The organism is Umezawaea sp. NPDC059074, assembly GCF_042738955.1.
GTDB lineage: Bacteria > Actinomycetota > Actinomycetes > Mycobacteriales > Pseudonocardiaceae > Umezawaea.
In genome coordinates, this window is sequence record NZ_JBHYHC010000124.1 from 1 (window position 1) to 19,876 (window position 19,876).

General features: G+C 72.3%; 9 protein-coding genes and 1 tRNA gene. 7 read left to right on the top strand and 3 right to left on the bottom strand.

The genetic code is table 11. The annotated features are described in order from the left end of the window. Positions 1–80: 80 nt before the first annotated feature. A tRNA-Ser gene (locus ACFWW9_RS36555) sits at positions 81–167 on the bottom strand. A 978-nt stretch (positions 168–1,145) separates the two neighbouring features. Between ACFWW9_RS36555 and ACFWW9_RS36560 the strand changes: the two genes are divergently transcribed. From ACFWW9_RS36560 to ACFWW9_RS36570, 3 genes are read left to right on the top strand one after another with little or no spacing between them, the layout of a single operon-like run. Next, entirely contained in the window at positions 1,146–2,777 is a 1,632-nt protein-coding gene (locus ACFWW9_RS36560; protein ID WP_390386919.1) for an acyltransferase domain-containing protein, read from the top strand. Positions 2,778–2,790: 13 nt separating this feature from the next. Continuing rightward, a complete protein-coding gene (locus tag ACFWW9_RS36565) occupies positions 2,791–8,442 on the top strand; it encodes an SDR family oxidoreductase (RefSeq protein WP_390386921.1) in 5,652 nt (1,883 codons plus the stop codon). Continuing rightward, a complete protein-coding gene (locus ACFWW9_RS36570; protein WP_390386923.1) occupies positions 8,439–10,718 on the top strand; it encodes a KR domain-containing protein in 2,280 nt (759 codons plus the stop codon). Before ACFWW9_RS36565 ends, ACFWW9_RS36570 begins: the two co-directional genes overlap by 4 nt. A gap of 64 nt (positions 10,719–10,782) precedes the next feature. On the opposite strand, the gene ACFWW9_RS36575 is transcribed toward ACFWW9_RS36570, so the two are convergent. Both ACFWW9_RS36575 and ACFWW9_RS36580 read right to left on the bottom strand, forming a co-directional pair. Then, positions 10,783–11,301, bottom strand: coding sequence for an ATP-binding protein (locus ACFWW9_RS36575; RefSeq protein WP_390386924.1), 519 nt, complete (start codon positions 11,299–11,301; stop codon positions 10,783–10,785). A 208-nt stretch (positions 11,302–11,509) separates the two neighbouring features. Next, positions 11,510–14,740, bottom strand: coding sequence for a GH92 family glycosyl hydrolase (locus ACFWW9_RS36580; RefSeq protein WP_390386925.1), 3,231 nt, complete (start codon positions 14,738–14,740; stop codon positions 11,510–11,512). Positions 14,741–15,123: 383 nt separating this feature from the next. On the opposite strand from ACFWW9_RS36580, the gene ACFWW9_RS36585 reads away from it, so the two are divergent. The 4 genes from ACFWW9_RS36585 to ACFWW9_RS36600 are packed head-to-tail and all read left to right on the top strand — an operon-like array spanning position 15,124 to position 19,875. Next, a complete protein-coding gene (locus ACFWW9_RS36585; protein WP_390386927.1) occupies positions 15,124–16,347 on the top strand; it encodes an ROK family protein in 1,224 nt (407 codons plus the stop codon). Next, positions 16,344–17,855 (top strand): sugar ABC transporter ATP-binding protein, encoded by a 1,512-nt coding sequence (locus ACFWW9_RS36590; RefSeq protein WP_390386928.1) that lies wholly within the window; start codon positions 16,344–16,346, stop codon positions 17,853–17,855. The genes ACFWW9_RS36585 and ACFWW9_RS36590 overlap by 4 nt, the downstream gene beginning before the upstream one ends. Beyond that, a complete protein-coding gene (locus tag ACFWW9_RS36595) occupies positions 17,852–18,844 on the top strand; it encodes an ABC transporter permease (protein WP_390386930.1) in 993 nt (330 codons plus the stop codon). Before ACFWW9_RS36590 ends, ACFWW9_RS36595 begins: the two co-directional genes overlap by 4 nt. Further along, positions 18,841–19,875, top strand: a complete 1,035-nt coding sequence (locus tag ACFWW9_RS36600; RefSeq protein WP_390386931.1) for a substrate-binding domain-containing protein — start codon at positions 18,841–18,843, stop codon at positions 19,873–19,875. Before ACFWW9_RS36595 ends, ACFWW9_RS36600 begins: the two co-directional genes overlap by 4 nt. The last annotated feature ends 1 nt before the right edge of the window (position 19,876 follow it).

The window sequence follows — 19,876 nt, forward strand, 5'->3', positions numbered from 1 at the left end:
GCCCCCCCCCGCCGACCCCCCCCTAATTCCTTTCCCCCCCCCGGTCCCCGCCCATAACCCCGCCCCCCACCGGGGCTCGGTGGAGGGTGCGGGATTCGAACCCGCGTTCGGTCGTTACCGATTCCGCCTTAGCAAGGCGGTGCCTTGAGCCGCTCGGCCAACCCTCCGGAAAAGAGGTCGTCGAATTGGCGGAATGTGTTCCGCGAGTACAGCGTGAAAAGAGCCGCTCGATTCGCGCTGGGCGATCGGCGGCTCCGCGTGGTGGCGGTCAGGCCGTCAGCAGGCGAAACCTTCGCTGGTCAGAGCGTCGCGCATGCGCCACGCGGGGAGCTGGCACCCGACCACGACCGGACCCCGGCCGTGGTGCGAGTTGTCGATGGGGCGACCCGTACCCCGTCCTTGTGCGTCCGTCATGTGGTCCTCCAGGAAGCTGTTGACCATCACTATCCCGTGCAATTCACAGGGGTGTCAATTGTTTTGCGCCGATTCGTGACCGACGTCCGCGTCCCGCCGAGGGCTCCGGACTCCGGTCGATAGGCGGGGGAGTTTCGCCCGTGACCGCCGGACGGGGGCGAATGGGGAGTGCCGTTGTCCATCCGACCCGCGGATGCTTGCTCAGGCTAAGGGTCTCAATAGGGGGCCCCTGCCGCCGTGGCGGAGGTGTGCCGCCGCCCTGATCCACCACGTCCGGCGGCGAGCGCGGCGGTGTGCGCGGCGCGCGGCGAGGTGAGACGGTCCGTGAGGGAATCGTGACGTTCCCATTCGGCTGACCGGAAACCCGCGGGTGGGCCCGTCGAACTGCCCCGGAGTGCGCCGGGCTCGGTCCGAAGGGGCCGGTCGGGCTGTTCCGGCGAGGTGACGCGGGTCGCATTCGGCCGCTGGGTACCGCCGGTTTTCGTAGAGTATAAATCTTCTTTTTCGTAACCTTGTTATAAGCCTAAGACGGCAATACCAGCAGGTGCGGAGGTACGCTCGCGGCTAGGGGTCCCATTGATATATATCATTTGCCTTAGGGGGAGGCCAGGGGGCTTGAGAATCCAAGTGGCGCTGCTAGTATTTCCGGCGCCGGCCCTGGTTCGGCTTTCAGCGCACATTAGGCAATGAGCATGGTACCGAGCGGTGCACGATCCGAAGGGCAGACGACGATGGCTGAAGGAAAAGTGGTCCTGCTCTTCCCTGGGCAGGGCGCTTTCGATGGTGAGCTGCTCCGCGCGGCTCACCGGGAACATCCCGAGGTCGCGCAGGTCTTCACCGCGGTCGACGCGGTCGCCGTCGAGTTGTTCGGCCGCCCGCTCTCGCCCGTCGTCCTCGGCCCGCGCCCGGTCGACATCGCCGACCTGCTCCGCGACGACCCCTGGGTCTCGCAGCTCGCGATCTACGCCGTCGACGTCGCCGCGCACCTCGTGCTCACCGCGCAGGGCCTCCAGCCGGACGTCCTGATGGGCCACAGCCTGGGCGAGATCGCCGCGCTCGTCGCCGCCGGGGCCTACTCGGTCGAGGACGGCGCGCGGATCGTGGCGCACCGCGTGCGGGCCGTCGAGGCGCTCTCGCCGGACGGCTACCTGCTCGCCCTGAGCACCCCGCGCACGCGCGCGCAACTGCTCGTGGACCTCGTCGGCGACCCGTTCGTCGCGGTCGCCGCGGAGAACGACGACCGCCAGGTCGTGATCAGCGGCGCGTCCGGCGGGATGGACACCCTCCAGGTGGTCGCCCGCCACCTCGGCATCGGCTCCGTGCGGCTCCACTCGCCGTTCCCGTTCCACTCGCCGGTGCTGCGCCCCGCCGTCGCGGAGTTCGCCGACCGCATCCGCTCGCTGCCCCGGCGACGCCTGGACGTGCGGGTCTACTCGCCGATCCTGCGCCGCTACTACGGCGAGGACGACGTGCTGGCCGACGTCCTCGCCGGTCACCTGGTGCAGCCGGTGGCGTTCGCCGACGGCCTGCGCCGGGTCCACGCCGACGGCGGCCGGGTGTTCGTGGAGGCGGGCGCGCTGACCGCGTTGAGCAAGCTCGTGACGTCCGTCGTGCCCCACGACACCACCTCGCTGGCCACGTTCGCCCGCGGCCGCGACGACGCGCTCGCGCTGTCCGCCACGCTCGCCGCGCTGCGCGTCGGCGGCTGGCTCAAGGGCGAGTCGGTGCGGCGCCTCGGCGAGACCCTCGCGCCGGACGTCGACCCGGTCGTGTTCGCCGCGTTCTGGGCCGAGCACCGCGTGGAGGTCGCCGGCCTGGTGGCCGACCGCCTGGCCGCGTACACGTCCTCCGGACGGGCGCCGTCGAACCGGGAGGCGGCCCCGGAACCCGCGCCCGTCGCCCCCGTCACCCCTGATCCGATCCCGACCGTGCCCGTTTCCTCCCAACCTGTCGCATCCGCCCCTATTCCACCCGGACTCGACTCGGTCACGTCACCCACCCCTATCAGGCTCGTCGCGCTGCCCGCCGAACCGCCGGAGCAGCCCGTGGTGAAACTGGCGTCGGTGCCGACCGCGAAGATCGACCGGCAGAACCTGCTGCTGGAGGTTCGATCGGTTTACGCCACAGCGTTGGAATATCCGGAAGAGGTGTTCACGGACGACGTGCTGCTCGAAGCCGAACTCGGAGTCGACTCGGTCAAGCAAATCGAGTTGATGACCCGTGTCGCTTCTCGGTACGGCATTTCCGAGCGCGCGCGAGGAGTTCGTCTCGCCGACTACGACACGATGGGGAAGGTCGTCGACTTCGTGCTGACGGCCATCGCGGAAGGCAACCTCGATTACCCCGTCGCCGCCACCAGGTAACGGAGTGGGCACCATGCGTGATCTCTCCGGGAAACTCGCCTTGGTCACGGGCGGGGCACGGGGAGTGGGCAAGGCCATCGCGGCGGAACTGGCTTCCCGCGGCGCCCACGTCCTGATCAACTACTTCCACTCCCACGACGCCGCCAAGCGGACGCGCGAGGAACTGGAGGCGACCGGGGCGCGGGTCGACCTGCTCCGCGCGTCGATAGCCCGGACGGACCAGACGACTCGGCTGTTCGACGAGATCCGGGCGCGCTGGGGGCACCTCGACATCCTGGTGAACAACGCGGCGAACGGCGCGCTCGTGCCGGTCGGCGAGGTCACCGACGAGATGCTGGACCGGGCGCTCGACGTCAACCTCAAGGGCGCCCTGCGGTGCTCCCGCCTGGCCGCTCCGCTCATGGAGGGCCGCGGCGGCGCCATCGTCACCGTGTCGTCGGTGGGCAGCTCCCAGACGGTGATGGCGAACTACCTGGCGTGCGCCCCGGCGAAGGCGGCGGTCGAGGCGGCCATGCGCTACCTCGCGGTCGAGTTCGCCCCGCTGGGCATCCGGGTCAACACCGCGACGGCCTCGATGCTGGACAGCGAGGCCGCCGACCGGTTCCCCGACGCGGCCGACATGCGGCGCGTGGTCGCCGAGTCCACGCCGCTGGGCAGGCTGGGGACGCCCGAGGAGTTCGCCCGCGTCGTCGCGTTCCTCGCCTCCGACGACGCCGCGTGGATGACCGGCCAGGTCCTCCTCGTCGACGGCGGCCTCGGCCTGGGCGCGTCGACCCTCGCGCCCCGCAAGGCCCCGGTCCCCGACGCCGCCCCGGTCGTCGAGGAGCCCGTCGAGGACGACGACACGATCGCCGTGGTCGGCATGGGCATGGTCGTCGGGGGCGCGAACGGCCCGGACGAGTTCTGGCGGCTGCGGCTCGACGGCGCGGAGCTGTTCGAGCCCGCGCCCGCGGACCGGTGGGCGCGGGCGAGCTTCCACTCCGCCGACCCCGCCCGCGAGGACAAGGGCTACCAGGACAACGGCGTCTTCATCACCGACTTCGTCCCCGCCGAGGGCGCGGACGTGCCGTCCGCGCACGCCGACCAGGAGCTGACCACCCGCTGGCTGCGGCACTCGCTGGTGCAGGCGCTCGACGGCGTGACCACCCGCCCGGACGACCGGTTCTCGTTCCTCGTCGGCTACACCGCCGACGGCAGCCAGCACCTGGAGGAGGCGAGCGTGCTCGCGTCGGCCACCGGGCTGTCCGCCGAGGTGCTCGCCGACCTGCCGCTCACCGGCCCCGACCGCGCCGCGCTGCTCGACGGCGTCACCGAGGCGCTGCGCGCGCGGTACCGGCGGGGCGTGGAGGAGCCGTCGCGGTTCCTGCCGCACCGGGTCGGCGCGCTCGCGATGGCGGGCCTGCTGCCCGAGGGCACCGAGACGACGATGGTCGACACGGCCTGCTCGTCCTCGCTCTACGCCATCGACATCGGCGTCAAGGGCCTGCTCATGGGCAAGCAGGACGTCGCCGTGTGCGGCGGCGCGTTCGCCCTCGCCCCGCGCGGCACGGTGCTGTTCGCCAAGCTCCAGGGGCTGTCCAGCCGCGGCGACGTGCGGTCGCTGGACGCCGACGCGGACGGGGTGATGTTCGCCGACGGCGCGGCGGTCGTGGTGCTGAAGAAGCTCAGCCGCGCCGAGGCCGACGGCGACCGCGTGCTCGCCGTGGTCGAGGCGGTCGGCTCGTCGTCGGACGGCCGGGGCAAGGCCGTGTACGCCCCCAACGCGGACGGGCAGGACCGCGCGGTGCGCCGCGCGCTCGCGGGCCGGGAGAACGGCGGCGAGGACGTCGACTGGGTGATCGCGCACGCCACCGGCACGCCCGCGGGCGACCTGGCCGAGTTCACCACGCTGCGCAAGCACTTCGGCACCACCGGCCCGACGGCGGTCACGTCGAACAAGTCGCTCATCGGCCACACCGGCTGGGCCGCGGGCGTCGTGTCGGTGATCGAGGCCGTGCTCGGCCTGCGGCACGAGACGATCCCGCCGCAGCACCGGTTCGCCGCCGCGCCGGAGGAGTTCCGGATGGCGGAGACCGCGCTGACCGTGCCCACCGAGGCGCGGTCGTGGCCGCGCGAGCTTGACCGGCCGCGGACGGTGGCCGTCTCGGGCTTCGGCTTCGGCGGCACCAACGCCCACGTGCTGCTCCGCGACCACCCGGCGGGCACGCCGCCGCGCCCGGCGACGCCCACCGACCGGTCCGTGGTCGTGGTCGGCTGGTCCGGCCACCTGCCGGGGCTGGCCACCTCCGCCGACATCGCCGACTGGCTGCGAGGCGGTCGCGCGCCCGACGACGGCTTCGGCGAGTTCTACCCGACCCCGCCGTTCGCCGAGGTCCGACTGCCCGCGTCCACCGTGCGCACGGTCGACCGCTGCCAGCTCATGGCGCTGCACTGCGCGCGGGACCTGCGCGAGCAGCTCGGCGACCTGTGGGAGCGGGGCGCGGAACGGGCGGGCGTCGTCGTGGGCAACCTCGGCCCGACGCGCTCGGCGATGCTCTACGCCACCCGCTGCTACCTCGACGACATCATCGCCGGGCTGGCCGCCGACCCGGCGCTCGCGCTGCCGCCGGACTTCGTGGAAGGCCTGTCCGCGCGGGTCCGCAGGCTCGTCCCACCGTCCAACGAGGACTCGTTCCCCGGCATGATGGCGAACGTGATCTCGGCCAGGATGGCGAACTACTTCGACCTCACCGGGCCCAACATCACCCTCGACTCCGGCCTGTCCTCCGCGCTGACGGCGGTCGACGTGGCGCACCGCTACCTCGTGGCGGGGGAGCTGGACTTCGCGCTGGTGGGCGGGTTCAACGGCAACGCCCTTCCCGAGTACCGGGAGCTGCTCGGCGACCTCGTCGGCCCCGACGAGGCGCTCGCCGAGGGCGCGTTCCTGTTCGCGCTGACCACCGAGGAGACCGCGGCGGCCCACGGCCTGCCCGTGCTGGCGACCCTGGACGTGCCCGCGTCCGGCGACCGCCGCCGGACCGTCGACGCCGCCGAGCACGCCCGGTACACCGGCGCGGCGGGCGCGGTGGCGCTGGCCCGCGCGCTGACCGGTCCCGAGGGCCCGGTGAGCGTGGTGTGCGACGGCGTCCGCGTGGACCTGACCGTGGCCGGGAAGCCCGCCGACGCGCTGCCGCCCGAGTTCACCGACCCGGTCGCCCCACCGCCCGAGGTAGGCCGGTACGTGCCGCGGCTGCGGCACGCGCCCCCCGTCGACGTCCGCCCCCGGACGCCGTTCTTCCCGCCCGGCTCCGTCGTCGTGACCGACGACCCCGAGTTGCTCGACGGCGTGGACGTGCCCGCCGACGCGGTCGTGATCTCCACCCGGCCGCTGCGCGAGCCCCGCGCCGGGTGGCACGAGCTGACCGCCCGCACACCGCTCGCCGTCCGCACCCTGCTGTCCGGGTCGTCCGCGCGGCACCTGCGGCTGGTCGCGGACCTCGGCGCGACGCCGGTCTCGACGTCCGTGCTCGCGGGCGACGACCGGCTCACCGCGTTGCACGACACCGCTTTCCTGGTCGTGCAGGAGCGCTACGACGTGCTGGCGGCCGGTGACGGCTCGTTCGTCTCGCTGCTGCTGGGCGCCCGGCCCGACGACCGCGACCACCCGGCGAACGGCCTGTTCGCCGCGCTGGTCAAGTGCGTCCACCACGAGCTGCCGGAGTGCCTGGCGTTCGGCGTGTTCGCCGCGGGCGCGGACCTCGCGACGGCCGTGCGCCGCGCCGAGCGGGAGAGCGCCGCCGAACGGCTGTACCCGGTGGTGGTGTTCGACGAGGACGGCACGGGCGACGTCGTCCGCCGCACGTCCGTGCTCGTGCCCGAGCCGATCGAGCTGGCCCACCCGGCGGACGCGCTGCTGTCGCGGGACTCCGTGGTGCTCGCGACCGGCGGCGCGCGCGGCATCACCGCCGAGGTCGTCAAGGAGCTGGCGCGGGTGTTCCGGCCGCGGCTGTACCTGGTGGGCAGCAACCCGCTGGACCGCTACGGCCCCGAGGTGTTCGAGGGCACCGACGAGGAGTTCGCGGCCGGGCGCAGCCACTTCATCCGCGCCGGGCTGGCCGCACGGCGGGGCGCGCTCGTGAGCGGGCTCACCCGCGAGTTCGACCGGATGGTCGACGCCCGCGCCGCGCACCGCAACGTCGCCGAGATGGTCGAGCACTGCGGCGCGGACCGGGTCACCTACCTCACCTGCGACGTGACGGACCGGGCCGCGGTCGAGGCGGCGGTGGCGGGGGTGCTCGCCGCGCACGACCGGATCGACCTGGTGATCAACGCGGCGGGCCGCAACCGGTCCGCGCTGATCCCGGACAAGGACTTCGCCGAGTTCCGCGCCATCCGCGACCTCAAGGTCGAGGGCTACCGCAACCTCAAGAGCGCCCTGCGCGACCGGCCGCCCGCGCTGTGGTGCAACTTCGGCTCGCTGCTCGGCTACTTCGGGCTCCCCGGCGAGCTGGACTACGGCTCCGGCAACGACTTCCTCGCCTCCGCCGCCGACCACGCGGCCGCCCTGCCCGGCTCCGACGAGTACACCGTCGGCTGGACGCTGTGGGACGGGGTCGGCATCGGCGCGGACGCGCTGTCCCGCTCGTACTTCAAGCGCGGCGGCCACTACACGCACATGGCCGTGCGCGAGGGCGTCCGGCACTTCGTCCGCGAGCTGCACGCGGCCAACCGGCGGCCGTTCGTGCTGCACATGGGCGCGGCGGAGCTGGAGTTCGGCAGGGGGCTCTACCCCGGTTACCTGGAGCCCGCGACGCCGCGCACGGAGGTCGTGCGGGAGCTGCGCCCGGAGGACGTCCCGGACATCGGCCACCACCTGGTCCGCGGCACGCCGACCGTGCCCGCGAGCGGGCTCACCGCGCTGGCCGCCGAGGTGGCCGCGGAACTGGTGCCGGACCACGAGGTGATCGGTTTCGCCGACCTGCGGTTCGAGCACTTCGTCCAGGAGAAGCCCGCCGGGGCGAAGCGGATCTCCGCGCGGCTGCTGGAGCAGGGCGACCGGGTGACGACCGTGGAGGTGCGGATCACCGCGGACGTCGTGTCGCCCGGCGGTGTCGAGCTGGTCGCCGACCGGTTGCTGACCAGCGTCGTCGTGCGCTTCGCGCGGGAGTTCCCGCCCGCCCCGCACTGGGAGGCGTGGCCGGAGGACGACGAGGTCGCGCTGCCCGACCCGTACCACCTCGACTCCTCGCCGGTGCTGCTGACCGGGCCGTTCGTGGCCACCACGGACACCCGCCTGCACCCGCAGGGCAAGCGGGCCAGGTTCGCGCCCGCCGAGGTGCGGCCGCCGACGGGCCCGGTGCCCACGGTGCTGCTCGACGCGATGGTCCGCACCGAGGCGCTGGCCCCCGTGGACGGCGTCCTGCCGGTGGCCGTCCCGCGGTCGATCCGCCGGATCGACCTCTACCAGCGCGGCGACGACCACGACCTGCTCGCGCTGCACGGCGACCTGGAGCTGTACGCCACGCCCGCGGGCTCGACCGTGGACCGCCCGGACCTCGGCAACCGGTTCGTCGCGGCCACCGCGGACGGCCGCGTGGTCGCCCAGGTCCACGACGTGGAGGCGTCCGTGCTCGGGTACGTCGACCCGCTCACCGCGGCGACGACGTCCTCCCGCGTGCTGTCGTGAGCACCCGCCGGTTCGTGTGGCGTCCACGTCGGACGTCCACACCGGACCCCTCGCCGTCGGAGCTCCTCGCGGGCAAGCGGATCCTGCTGATCGGCGGCTCCGACGAGACGTCCGAGGCCGTCGCGGCGGCGCTGCTCGCGCACGGCGTGGTGCTCGTCGGCCAGGGCCACCTGCGCGACGCGGACGACCGCCCGGACGGCGTCGTCGACCTCACCCTCGACGGCGGGTTCTCCGCCGACTGGCGGCCCGCGCTGCTGCGCACGGTCGGCGCGCTCCGCGGCTGCTACGACGCCTGGTCCAAGGAGACCGACGCCGTCCGGACGTGCTACGTCGCCGTCACCTACCTCGGTGGCCGGATGGGGTACCGGGACGTGAGCGACCGGCCGTGGGGCGGCCTGTGGGCGGGGCTGGCCAAGACGCTGCACCACGAGCTGCCGAACCTGAACACCAAGGTCGTCGACGTCGACCCGGCCGAGGTCGCCGACCTGCCGTCCGTGCTGCTGCGCGAGCTGTACCGGTGGGGCTCCTACGAGGTCGGCTACTCCGGCGGGAACCGGTACACCCTCGCGCCGCACCCCGAGGACGTGCCCGCGCCGACCGTCGACCTGGGACCGTCCGACGTCGTGCTCGTCTCCGGCGGCGGCCGGGGCATCGGGTACGCCGCCGCCACGGCGCTGGCCGCGGAGCACGGGTGCCGCGTGGTCGTGACCGGCCGCCACCCGCTGCCCGGCCCCGACGACGGGTGGCAGGCGCTGGACGACGAGGCGTTCAAGGCCCACCAGCGGTCGCTGTGGATCCGGGCCACCGCGGACGGCACGCTGGCCGCCGCCCGCGCGGAGACGACCAGGATGGCGCAGCGGCGGGTGCTCGGCGCGAACGTGGCCGCGGCCAGGGCCGACGGCCTGCGCTTCGACTACGAGGTCTGCGACTTCACCGACCGCGCGCAGGTCGACGCGCTGGTGGCGAGGCTCGGGCCGGAGCTGACCGGCGTGGTGCACAACGCGGGCGTCGACATGGCCACCCGCCTGCCGCGGACGTCGGACGACGACTTCGTGCTGACCGTCGCCACCAAGGTCGACGGCTTCGCGCACCTGTTCGGCGCGCTGCGCGACCGGCCGCTGAAGTTCTTCTGCAACACCGGGTCCATGAGCGGGCGGCTCGGCGGGATGGTCGGCCAGATCGCCTACTCCGCGGCCAACGACGGCCTGACCCGCCTCGGGCTCTGGGCGGACGCGCGGGCCCCGTTCCCGGTCTCCACGCTGTGCTGGCCGATGTGGGAACGCATGGGCATGATCACCAACTACGACGCGGGCGTGCGGTACATGAGCCCCATCGGTGTCGAGGAGGGCTCCCGCCGCTGGTCGGAGGAGCTGCGCGCCCCGGCTCGCGGCGAGGTCACGTTCCTCCGCGCGTTCGGCAGCGCCATGAACCCCGTGCAGGTGCGCGGGTTCCCCGTGCACCGGGAGGTGCCGGAGTTCGACGCCGTCTACCCGCGCGTCTTCCACCTGGGCACGCCGGTGAGCTTCCGGCCGGGCGCCGAGTTCGTCTCGGACGTCCTGTTCGACGGCGCCAGCGCGCCGGTGCTCGCCGACTTCACCGTGTCGGGCGACCCCGCCGTGCCGGTCGGCGTGCTGCTGGAGAACGCGCTGGCCTCGGCGGTGTGGGCGCACCCGGAGGGCGAGGAGCCCGCGGTGGCCTGGATCGGCGACATCACCGTGCTGCTGGAGGGCCTGCGGCTGGAGTGCGGGGCGCTGGAACTGCGCCGCACGACCACGTTGTCCACCGCGGACGGCGCACCGGTCGTCGAGGTGCGGTTCGACCGGCCGGGCGTCGGCCGGGTCGCCGAACTCCGCGTCGGCTACGAGCGGGTGGCGGTCGACGTGCCGCCCGCCGTGGTCCAGTCCTCCGACGAGCCCGCCACGCCGGGGCCCGCCCGCTGGTCGGGCGCGGTCCTGCCGGTCGCCGCCTGGCACGAGGGCGGGCCGGTCAACCGGACCGCCGTGGTGAGCGAGCCGCGGCCCGCCGACCTGTGGACCGTCCCGCTGACCCCGGCGCTCGCGCTCCCGTTGGCGGCGCTGGAGAACATCGTCCGCTCGGTGCTGCGCGTCCGGCCGGGCCGGGTCCTGCGGATCACCAGGCTGGTGCGGCACGGTCCGCCGTCGGCCACCAGCCGGATCGACGGCGACCCGGTGCGCGGGCACTGGAACGTCGTGGACCCCGTCGACGACCGACCGGTCCTCACCGCGTCGACCCCCTCGCCCTCGCGGAGGGTCTGAGGCCGGACACGCCGGTGCCCGCCCCCGGATCGACCGAGGACGGGCACCGGAGTCGTGTCGGAGGTCAGTCGCCCTGCCAGCCCTGCGAGCCACCCAGCCCGTAGAGCAGGCGTTCCATGACCTGCGGGTCCACCTCGGTCGCCTCGGGCGGCAACCCCTCGGCCGCGGGCGAGCGGCGGGGCTCCCGGCGGGGCAGCGGCACGGCGGACGCCGTCATGCCGGTCGGGAGCGGCAGCTCGCACCACAGCAGCGTGCAGCCGTCGTCCAGTTGCAGGATCCCGGCGTGCCGCCCCTTCAGCGCGTTGGTCGGCCCCGGCTTGGGCGCGTACGGGTCGATCTCGACCTCGAGGATCAGCATGTTGCCCGACAACCGCAACCGAAGCGTGATGAAGCGGGGCGCTCGGTGGTTGGCGGTGTCCACCACGGACGCGACCAAGTGGCCCAGCACGTGCGCCGCCTCGTCCTGCATCGGGCGCAGGGACCATTCGGCCAGTGAGAAGCGCGCGAAGAGTTCGGCGCAGTTCACCGCGCTGGGGAGCGCGACGAGCTGCAGGTCGTCGACCTGCTCGGTACGGGCGTTCACCTGGCTCCTTCCGTCATGCGCTGCCGGCGCGAGTGGTGGCCGGAATCGTGCCACAACCGGGTGAAGAAGTGGTACGCCGGTGTCTTGGTTAGATACGCAGAGTGGAGGTGGTTCGTTCGCATCAGTTTTTCCGGCATCGCTCTGACCTCGGTTGGAGCAGTCGCTAGGTGTTCTTCTACCACCTGTGAACGCCGCTGACCAGGTGCGTTCAGTCGCAGAGATCCATCGGCAGCGTGCCGGGCCCGCTGATCTCGGCCGTGACCTGGTGAAGGGTGACCGGGCCCGCCGAGGCGATGCGGAAATCCGTCCGGTCGTTCTGCCGGTGCGACAGGGCCGCGTCGGGCACCGTTACCGCGGCCGTCTTCCACGTGCCGCTCGCTTGATTCGTCACGGTCACCGCGTGCTGGTAAGCGCTCGCCCCGTCGGCGTCGTACTGGAGGCTCCACGAGTTCGTGCCCTCGTCGTAGTAGTCGATCGTGAACGTGGTCGTGAACCGCCCCTCCTGTGCCACGCGGTGGTCGACGGTGAAGTACATGTGCAGGCCGCCGGGCACCCGTTCGACCGTGCGCCGCGCCGACCGCCCGCCCACGGTGACGGGCGTGGTCACGCCGTCGCCGGGGGTCTCGAACTGGGCGAGGCCGTGGTCGACGTTGGGGTCGCCGAGGACGCCGCACACCCGCGCGGTGTCGTCGGAGCCGATCACCGCGACCGGGACTTCCAGCGGGGACAGCGCCACCGAGGACCGCAGGGCGACCGGGATGGACGTGAAGCCCTGGGTGACCCCGGCGGCGGCGGACAGCGACACCGAGACCACGGCCTTCCCGCCGCTGACCTGCGCGGTCCCGGACGACGGCGTCACCGTGACGCCCGCGGGCGGGGTGGCCTGCCAGTCCACCGACGTGACGGTCGAGGGCACGGCGGGTTCGGTGCCCGCGCCGACGGTGAACGTCCACGTGCTCGCCGTGGCGGCCCCGACCTTCGCGGTGGGGCTCGGCGGGTCGGTGGTCAGCTCGACCGGGGTCACGCCGGGCGGGAACGTCGTCGGGCCCGAGGGGAACGACGGGGGCCGGTTCGCGGCGGCCGCGCCCCACGCGCGGTCGGGCTGGTCGGAGAGGCGGTAACGCAGGGTCGTCGTGGACTTGCCGCCGGGACCGTCGCCGAGGACCGCCGAACCGGGCAGCCACGTCCGCTGGGTCGTGACGCCGTCCACGGAGAGCTGCCGGACGTAGGTCTGCGCGCCCGGCGCGGAGATGGTCGTGCGGTGGTCGGGCAGGTTCAGCCGGACGACCGGGAACAGGGGAGCGGTCACGGTCAGCGTGTCCGTGCCGGGCGTTGCCGGGTAGAGGCCCATCGCCGACCAGGCGTACCAGGAGCTCAACGCGCCCAGGTCGTCGTTGCCCGGTTCACCGCCGGGAGTGTTGGCGTAGCGGGTGTTCAGCGTCCGCCGGACGATCTCCTGCGTCTTGTACGGGGCCCCGGCGTAGTTGTAGAGCCACGGCACGTGCATGTTGACCTCGTTGCCCGCCCAGTAGAACGGGCTGTTCGGGCCCGCGTTGTCCTGGGTGAAGAACCGGTCCAGCCGCGTGACGGCCCTGCCGTCGCCGCCGATCGCGTCGAGCAGGCCGCGCACGTTCTGCGGCACCAGCCACAGGTACTGCGCCGCGTTGCCCTCCTGGAAGCCGGACTGGCCGAACACGCCCATGCCGGTCGTCACGGGATTGCCCGCCGGGAAGTTTCCCGACGCGTCGCGGGGTTGCAGGAAACCGGAGCCGCCGTTGAACAGTGTCGTCCAGTTTTGCGACCTGGCCAGGAATTTCCGGTACGTGGCCTGGTCGCCGGTGGCCTTGGCGAACTGGGCGATGCCGAAGTCGGCGAGCGCGTACTCGAGCGTGGCGGACGCGCCGTTGGGGACGTGCGAGATGTCGGTGGCGCGGCGGTTCGCGACGTACCCGGCGCGCTGGTAGTCGTCCAGGCCCGGCCGCTGCTCGTAGTAGCCCTGCCCCAACTGGTCCGGCGTCGGCACGACGGTCGCGCCCTTCACCATCGCCGCGAGCGCCGCGCGGGTGTCGAAGTCCCGCGCCCCGAACGCGTACGCCGACGCGATCAGCTGGTCGGCCGCGTCGCCGTTCATCACGCCCGTGTACCCGTTGGCCACCGGCCACTTCGGCAGCCACCCGCCCTGCTGGGCGGTGTTCACCAGCGACTGCATCATCTGGCTGGTCTCGCCGGGGGCGAGCATCGCCTGGAGCTGCACGAGGGTGCGGTAGGTGTCCCAGCCGGAGAAGTTGGCGTACTGGGATTTCCCCGGCGCGGCGGTGTGGATCTGCTTGTCGAAACCGGGGTACTGGCCGTTGACGTCGCTGAACACGTTGGGGTGCAACAGGGAGTGGTACAGCGCGGTGTAGAACTGCACCTGCTGGTCACGGGTCCCGCCGCCGACCTGGACCTTGGACAACAGCTTGTGCCACGCGGTGCGGGTGCGCTCGGCGACGGTGTCGACGTTCCACGCGGGGATCTCCGCTTGGAGGTTGGCGAGCGCGTTGTCGGTGCTGACGTAGCTGATCGCCACCTTCATGCCGACCTGGCGCTGCTGCCGGGTGTCGAAGCTGACCCACGCGCCCGCGCGCGGGCCGTCGATCGCCGTGCCGCCGGGGGTGATCGTGCTGTCCTGCCACGTGCCGGTGGCGGTGAACGGGCGGTCGAACACGGCGGCGAAGTGCACGGTGTAGGTGTTGGCCTGCTCGCAGAAGTGGCCGCCGCTGATCGAGCCGATCACCTTGTCCGGCCCCGAAATCCGCACCGAGGTCGCGGTGTTCGCCGTCTGCGAACTGCCCGCCTTGAACAGGACGTTGGCCCGGTCGGTCGCCGGGAAGCCGAACTGGCCGACGCCCGCGCGCGTGCTCGTGGCCACGCGGGTGGTGATGTCGCCGAGGATCGTGGAGTACGCGCCGGGACTGGTCTTCTCGTCGGCGTGCCGGAACGGCTGCGTCGCCCGCGTCGGGGTGCCGGTGACCTCGCCGGTGGTCGGCAGGATCGGCAGGTCGCCCTGGATCGGGCAGCCGACGCCGGACAGGTGCGTGACGCTCAGCCCGGTCGTGGCGGTGTCGCCGTACTCGTAGCCGCCGCCGGACGGGCGGGACGTCGTCTCGGGGCTCCAGGTGAGCATGCCGAACGGGGCCGCCGCGCCGGGGAAGGTGTTCACCGACCCGACGTGTTCGCCTCCGCTGCCGGTGCCGATGAACGGGTTCACCAGGCTCGTCGGGTTCGTCACGAGCTCGGGGTCCGGTTGCGCCACGGCGGGCGCGGTCATCACCACCAGGGTCGAGACAAGAGCGAAACATAAGGAAGGAATTCGAATGGGCATGGACGCTCCAGCAGGGGATGACAACGTTGTCAATAGGGCGCAATGCGATAGCGAAATGCGGAGAACCGAAAGCATAATTAGTCCAGTGATGGGACTAATTGATCCTGTATAGCCTGTGACCCCGATCACGTCAAGGGCGCTGACGACCGGAAATTTCTTGCGGAGCAGCGGGTGTTGGGCTGTGCGGCCTAGTTGCCGGCGTCATCGTCCCCTTAACGCTGGCCGGCAAACTAATGATTACTCCATTAGTGGGACATGGGGACGTGAACTGTTGCTTGTCCGTGGGGCGCTGAGCCTTAATTCACGGGTCGTTACCCGCAAAAAACCGAGTGTTAACAAGCATTCGGGTGGCGTGATTCGTTGATCCGACCGACGAACCCGATGAACCGGCGGTGACCGTGCACCCTTCACCAGCCCTCCGATCTCTGGCGTCCGCGCGGCCCGCGGACCAAGCCGCCGTGCGGCGCAGCAACCTGGCGCTGGTCCTGCGGCGGCTCGGCTCCCACGGGGCCCGGTCGCGGGCCGGGATCGCGTCGGACACCGGTCTGAACAAGGCCACCGTGTCGAGCCTCGTCGCCGAGCTCGTCGAGCGCGGACTGGTCCGCGAGGGGGAGCTGGACCGGGCGGGCGCGGTCGGGCGGCCGGGCAAGAGCGTGGAGCTGGACGGGCGGTGCGTCGGCGGGATCGGCGTCGAGATCAACGTCGACTACCTGACCGCGCTTGTGCTCGACCTGACCAACACCGTGCTGTTCGAGCAGCGGGTCGCGCTGGACGTGCAGGCGCTGCCTCCCGAGGACGTGCTGGACGCCGTGGCGGAGCTGACGTCGCGCGCCGTCCGCGAGTGCAGGCGGCGGGACGTGCTGCCGGTCGGCGTGACCGTCGCGATCCCGGCGCTGGTCGACGTGGAGAGCGGGGTGGTGGCGTTCGCCCCGAACCTGCACTGGCGGGACGTGCCCGTGGTGCGCGGGATGGCCGACCGGCTCACCGGCCTGCTCGCCGAGCAGCCGATGCCGATCCGGGTGGCCAACGACGCGAACCTGGCCGCGCTCGGCGAGTTCGCGATGGGCAGCGTCGCCGGGACGACGGACCTGGTTTACCTCACCGGCGAGATCGGCGTTGGCGGCGGCGTGATCGCGGGCGGGCGGCTTCTCGGTGGCGCGGAAGGGTTTTCCGGCGAGATCGGGCACATCCAGCTCGACCCGCGCGGCCACGAGTGCGGCTGCGGGCGGCGCGGCTGCTGGGAGACCCTCGTCGGCCTGGCCGGGATGCTCCGGCTCGCCGCCGACGCGGACGACCCGGTCAGCGACCCCTCGCTCGACCTCGACCAGCGGCTCGACATGATCGGCCGCCGCGCCGAGACCGGCGACCGGCGCACCCTCGACGCGCTGGAGGAGGTCGGCGCCGGGCTCGGCGTCGGGGCCTCGATCCTGATCAACGTCTTCAACCCGCGGGTGGTGGTGCTGGGCGGCTACTTCGCCAGCCTGGGCCCGTACCTGCTCGGCCCGATGATGGCCGAGCTGCGGTCCCGCGTGGTCGCTCCCGACATCGGCGGCTGCCGGGTGGAGCTGTCCACGCTCGGGTTCGCCGCCGCCTCGCGCGGCGGCGCGAACGTCGCGCTCGAAGCCGTGCTCGACGACCCCGCCCTCGTCCCCGTCCGAACCTCGGTCAGGAGCAGCGGATGAGCCCCGTGCTGTTGCGGATGTCCGGCATCGTCAAGGAGTTCCCCGGCGTGCGCGCGCTCGACGGCGTCGACCTGGAGGTCCGCGCGGGCGAGGTGCACTGCCTGCTCGGCCAGAACGGCGCGGGCAAGTCCACGCTGATCAAGGTCCTCGCGGGCGCGCACCAGCCGGACGCTGGCGAGATCGCCTGGGCGGGGGAGCCGGTGTCGCTGCCCACGCCGACCTCGGCCATGCGCCGCGGCATCGCCACGATCTACCAGGAGCTGGACCTCGTCGACGGGCTCTCGGTGGCGGAGAACATCTTCCTCGGCCACGAGCGCGCCACCGCCGGATGGGTGCGGCGCGGCGAGACCGCCGCCGCGGCCCGCGACCTGCTCGCCCGGCTCGGCCACCCGGAGATCCTGGTCGGCCGCGAGGTGGGCCGGTTGTCCGCCGCGGGCAAGCAGATCGTGAGCATGGCGCGGGCCCTGTCCCACGACGCGCGGCTGATCGTGATGGACGAGCCGTCCGCCGTGCTGGCCGCCGACGAGGTCGAGAACCTGTTCCGGGTGATCCGCGAACTGGCCGCCGACGGCGTCGCGGTCGTCTACATCTCCCACCGCCTGGACGAGATCCGCGAGATCGGCGACCGCGTCACGGTCCTCAAGGACGGCCGCACGGTCGCGGTCGGCCTGCCCGCCCGCACCACGCCGACCACGCAGCTCGTCGCCTCGATGACCGGCCGCACGGTCGAGTTCGTGTTCCCCGAGCGGCCCGCGTCCGGCCACCACGCGGAGCACCCGGAAGTCCTGGCCGTGGAGGGGCTCACGCTCGACCGGGCGTTCGCGGACGTGACGTTCTCCGTGCGGCGCGGGGAGATCGTCGGCCTGGCCGGGCTCGTCGGCTCCGGCCGGTCGGAGATCCTGGAGACGATCTACGGCGCCCGCCGGGCCACGTCCGGCCGGGTCGTGTTCGACGGCCGCGCGCTCACCCCCGGCCGGGTGACCCGCGCGGTGCGCGACGGGATGGGCCTCGCGCCCGAGGAGCGCAAGAGCCAGGCGTTGCTGCTGCTGGACTCGGTGGCGCGCAACGTGTCCCTGGCCTCGCTGCGCCGCTACGCCCGCCTGGGCTGGATGCGGCAGGGCCGGGAGGTCGCCGACGCGCGCGAGCAGACCGAGGCGCTCGACCTGCGTCCCGCCGACGTCCGCCGCGCGGTCGGCACGCTGTCCGGCGGCAACCAGCAGAAGGCCGTCGTGGCCCGCTGGCTGCTCAAGGGCTGCAAGCTCCTGCTGCTGGACGAGCCCACCCGCGGCGTCGACGTCGGCGCCCGTGCCGAGCTGTACGCGGTGATCCGCGCGGTCGCCGACTCCGGCGTCGCCGTGCTGCTGGTGTCCAGCGAGGTGCCCGAGGTGCTGGGCCTCGCGGACCGCGTGCTGGTGCTGCGGGAGGGCCGCGTGGTCACCGAGGTGGACGCCCGCGAGATCGACGAGCACCGGGTGCTGGACCTGGTCATGGAGGGAACCGCCGGATGAACGAGGTCGTGGTAACGAGAAAGCGGTTCGCCGCGGGGAAGATCGGGGAGCTGCGGAACCTGGGCCTGGTCGCCGTGCTGGTGGCGCTGGCCGTCGTCGGGGCCGTCACCAAGCCCGACCAGTTCCTGCGGGTCGACAACGTGGTGCTGATCCTGACCCTGTCGTCGATCATCGGCGTGATCACGGTCGGCATGACGTTCGTGATCATCGGTGGCGGCATCGACCTGTCGGTGGGCGCGGTCGTCGCGCTGTCGACGGTGTGGGCCACCACGAAGGCCACCCAGTCCTACGGCATCGTCGGGATCGTCTTCTGCGCCTTGGCCGTCGGGGTCGGGGCCGGGCTGGTGAGCGGGCTGCTCATCGCCTACGGGCGGCTGGTCGCGTTCATCGGCACGCTGGCGATGCTGGCCAGCGCGCGGGGGCTGGCGATCCAGCTGTCGCAGGGCAAGACGCAGACCGTGACGTTCAAGAACCAGTCGCTGGTCGACCTCGGGTACAAGAAGTCCTACATCCTGGGCATCCCGCCGTTGGTGATCATCTTCGTGGTGGTCGCCGTCATCGGCTGGTTCCTGCTCAACCGCACCACGTTCGGCCGCCGCACGTTCGCGATCGGCGGCAACCCCGAGGCGGCCCGGCTCGCGGGCATCGACGTCCGGCGGCACACGCTCCTGCTCTACGTCCTGTCCGGGCTGTGCTGCGGGATCGCCAGCGTCATGCTGATCATCCTCACCAGCAGCGGCACCTCCGCCAACGGCAACCTCTACGAGCTGGACGCCATCGCCGCGGTGATCATCGGCGGCACGCTGCTCTCCGGCGGTCGCGGCACCCTCGTCGGCTCGGTGCTCGGCGTGCTCGTGTTCACCACGATCAGCGACCTGTTCACGCTCAACAACCTGTCCACCGCAGTGCAGCAGATCACCAAGGGCCTGATCATCGTCGTCGCCGTGCTGATCCAGCGCCGGGCGGCCGCAGAGAGGACTTCACCATGACCGGCTTGAACCGCCGCACCCTCCTCGCCGGTGCTTCCGCGCTCGGCGTCGCCGCGCTGGCCTCGGCGTGCACGAGCAACGTCGACGGGCCGCCCCCCGCCCCGCAGGGCGGCGCGCAGAACTCCGCGAACGCCGAGCCGGGCAAGAAGGTCAAGGTCGGCTTCGCCGGACCGCAGGCCGACCACGGGTGGCTCAACGCCATCAACACCAACGCCCGCAACGAGGCCAAGAGATACCCCGACGTCGAACTCGTCATCACCGAGGGCTCCAACGACGCGGCGACGCAGGCCAGCCAGATCGACTCGCTGATCAACCAGAAGGTCGACGTGCTGGTGGTGCTGCCCGCGGACGGCAAGCAGATGACCCCGGCGGGCCGCAAGGCGATGGACGCGGGGATCCCGGTCATCAACCTGGACCGGATCTTCGACTCCGCGCAGAGCTACCGCACGTGGATCGGCGGCGACAACTACCGGATGGGCCTCAACGCGGGCAACTACCTCGGGAAGGTGTTGAACGGCAAGGGGTCCGTCATCGAGCTGGCGGGCATCGACACGCTGGAGCTGACGACGCAGCGCACCCAGGGCTTCGACGACGCGCTGAAGAACTTCCCCGGCATCCGCAAGGTCGGCAGGGCCGCCGCGGAGTTCAACGTGCAGACCGGGCAGTCGCGGATGGCCGAGCTGCTCCAGGCGTACCCGCAGTTCGACGCCATGTGGAACCACGACGACGACCAGGGGATCGGGGCGCTGCAAGCGATCGCGCAGGCCGGGCGGTCCGGGTTCGTGATGGTCGGCGGCGCGGGGTCGAAGGCGGCAATGGAGCAGATCAAGTCCGACAGCTCCGTGCTCAAGGCGACCGTGCTGTACCCGCCGACGATGGCCGCCTCGGCGATCCGGCTGGCCCGGCTGCTGGGGCAGGCCAAGGGCATGGGCGACCTCGCGGAGCAGGAGATCCCGGCGTCGGTCACGTTGTCCTCCGCCGTGGTGACGAAGGACAACGTCGACCAGTACCTGCCGTTCTCGTTCGAGTAGA

Excerpts from the sequence above, each read along its gene's own strand:
- ACFWW9_RS36560 (WP_390386919.1), top strand. The coding sequence starts at position 1,146 with ATGGCTGAAGGAAAAGTGGTCCTGCTCTTCCCTGGGCAGGGCGCTTTC.
- ACFWW9_RS36565 (WP_390386921.1), top strand. The coding sequence starts at position 2,791 with ATGCGTGATCTCTCCGGGAAACTCGCCTTGGTCACGGGCGGGGCACGG.
- ACFWW9_RS36580 (WP_390386925.1), bottom strand. The coding sequence starts at position 14,740 with ATGCTTTCGGTTCTCCGCATTTCGCTATCGCATTGCGCCCTATTGACA.
- ACFWW9_RS36590 (WP_390386928.1), top strand. The coding sequence starts at position 16,344 with ATGAGCCCCGTGCTGTTGCGGATGTCCGGCATCGTCAAGGAGTTCCCC.
- ACFWW9_RS36595 (WP_390386930.1), top strand. The coding sequence starts at position 17,852 with ATGAACGAGGTCGTGGTAACGAGAAAGCGGTTCGCCGCGGGGAAGATC.
- ACFWW9_RS36600 (WP_390386931.1), top strand. The coding sequence starts at position 18,841 with ATGACCGGCTTGAACCGCCGCACCCTCCTCGCCGGTGCTTCCGCGCTC.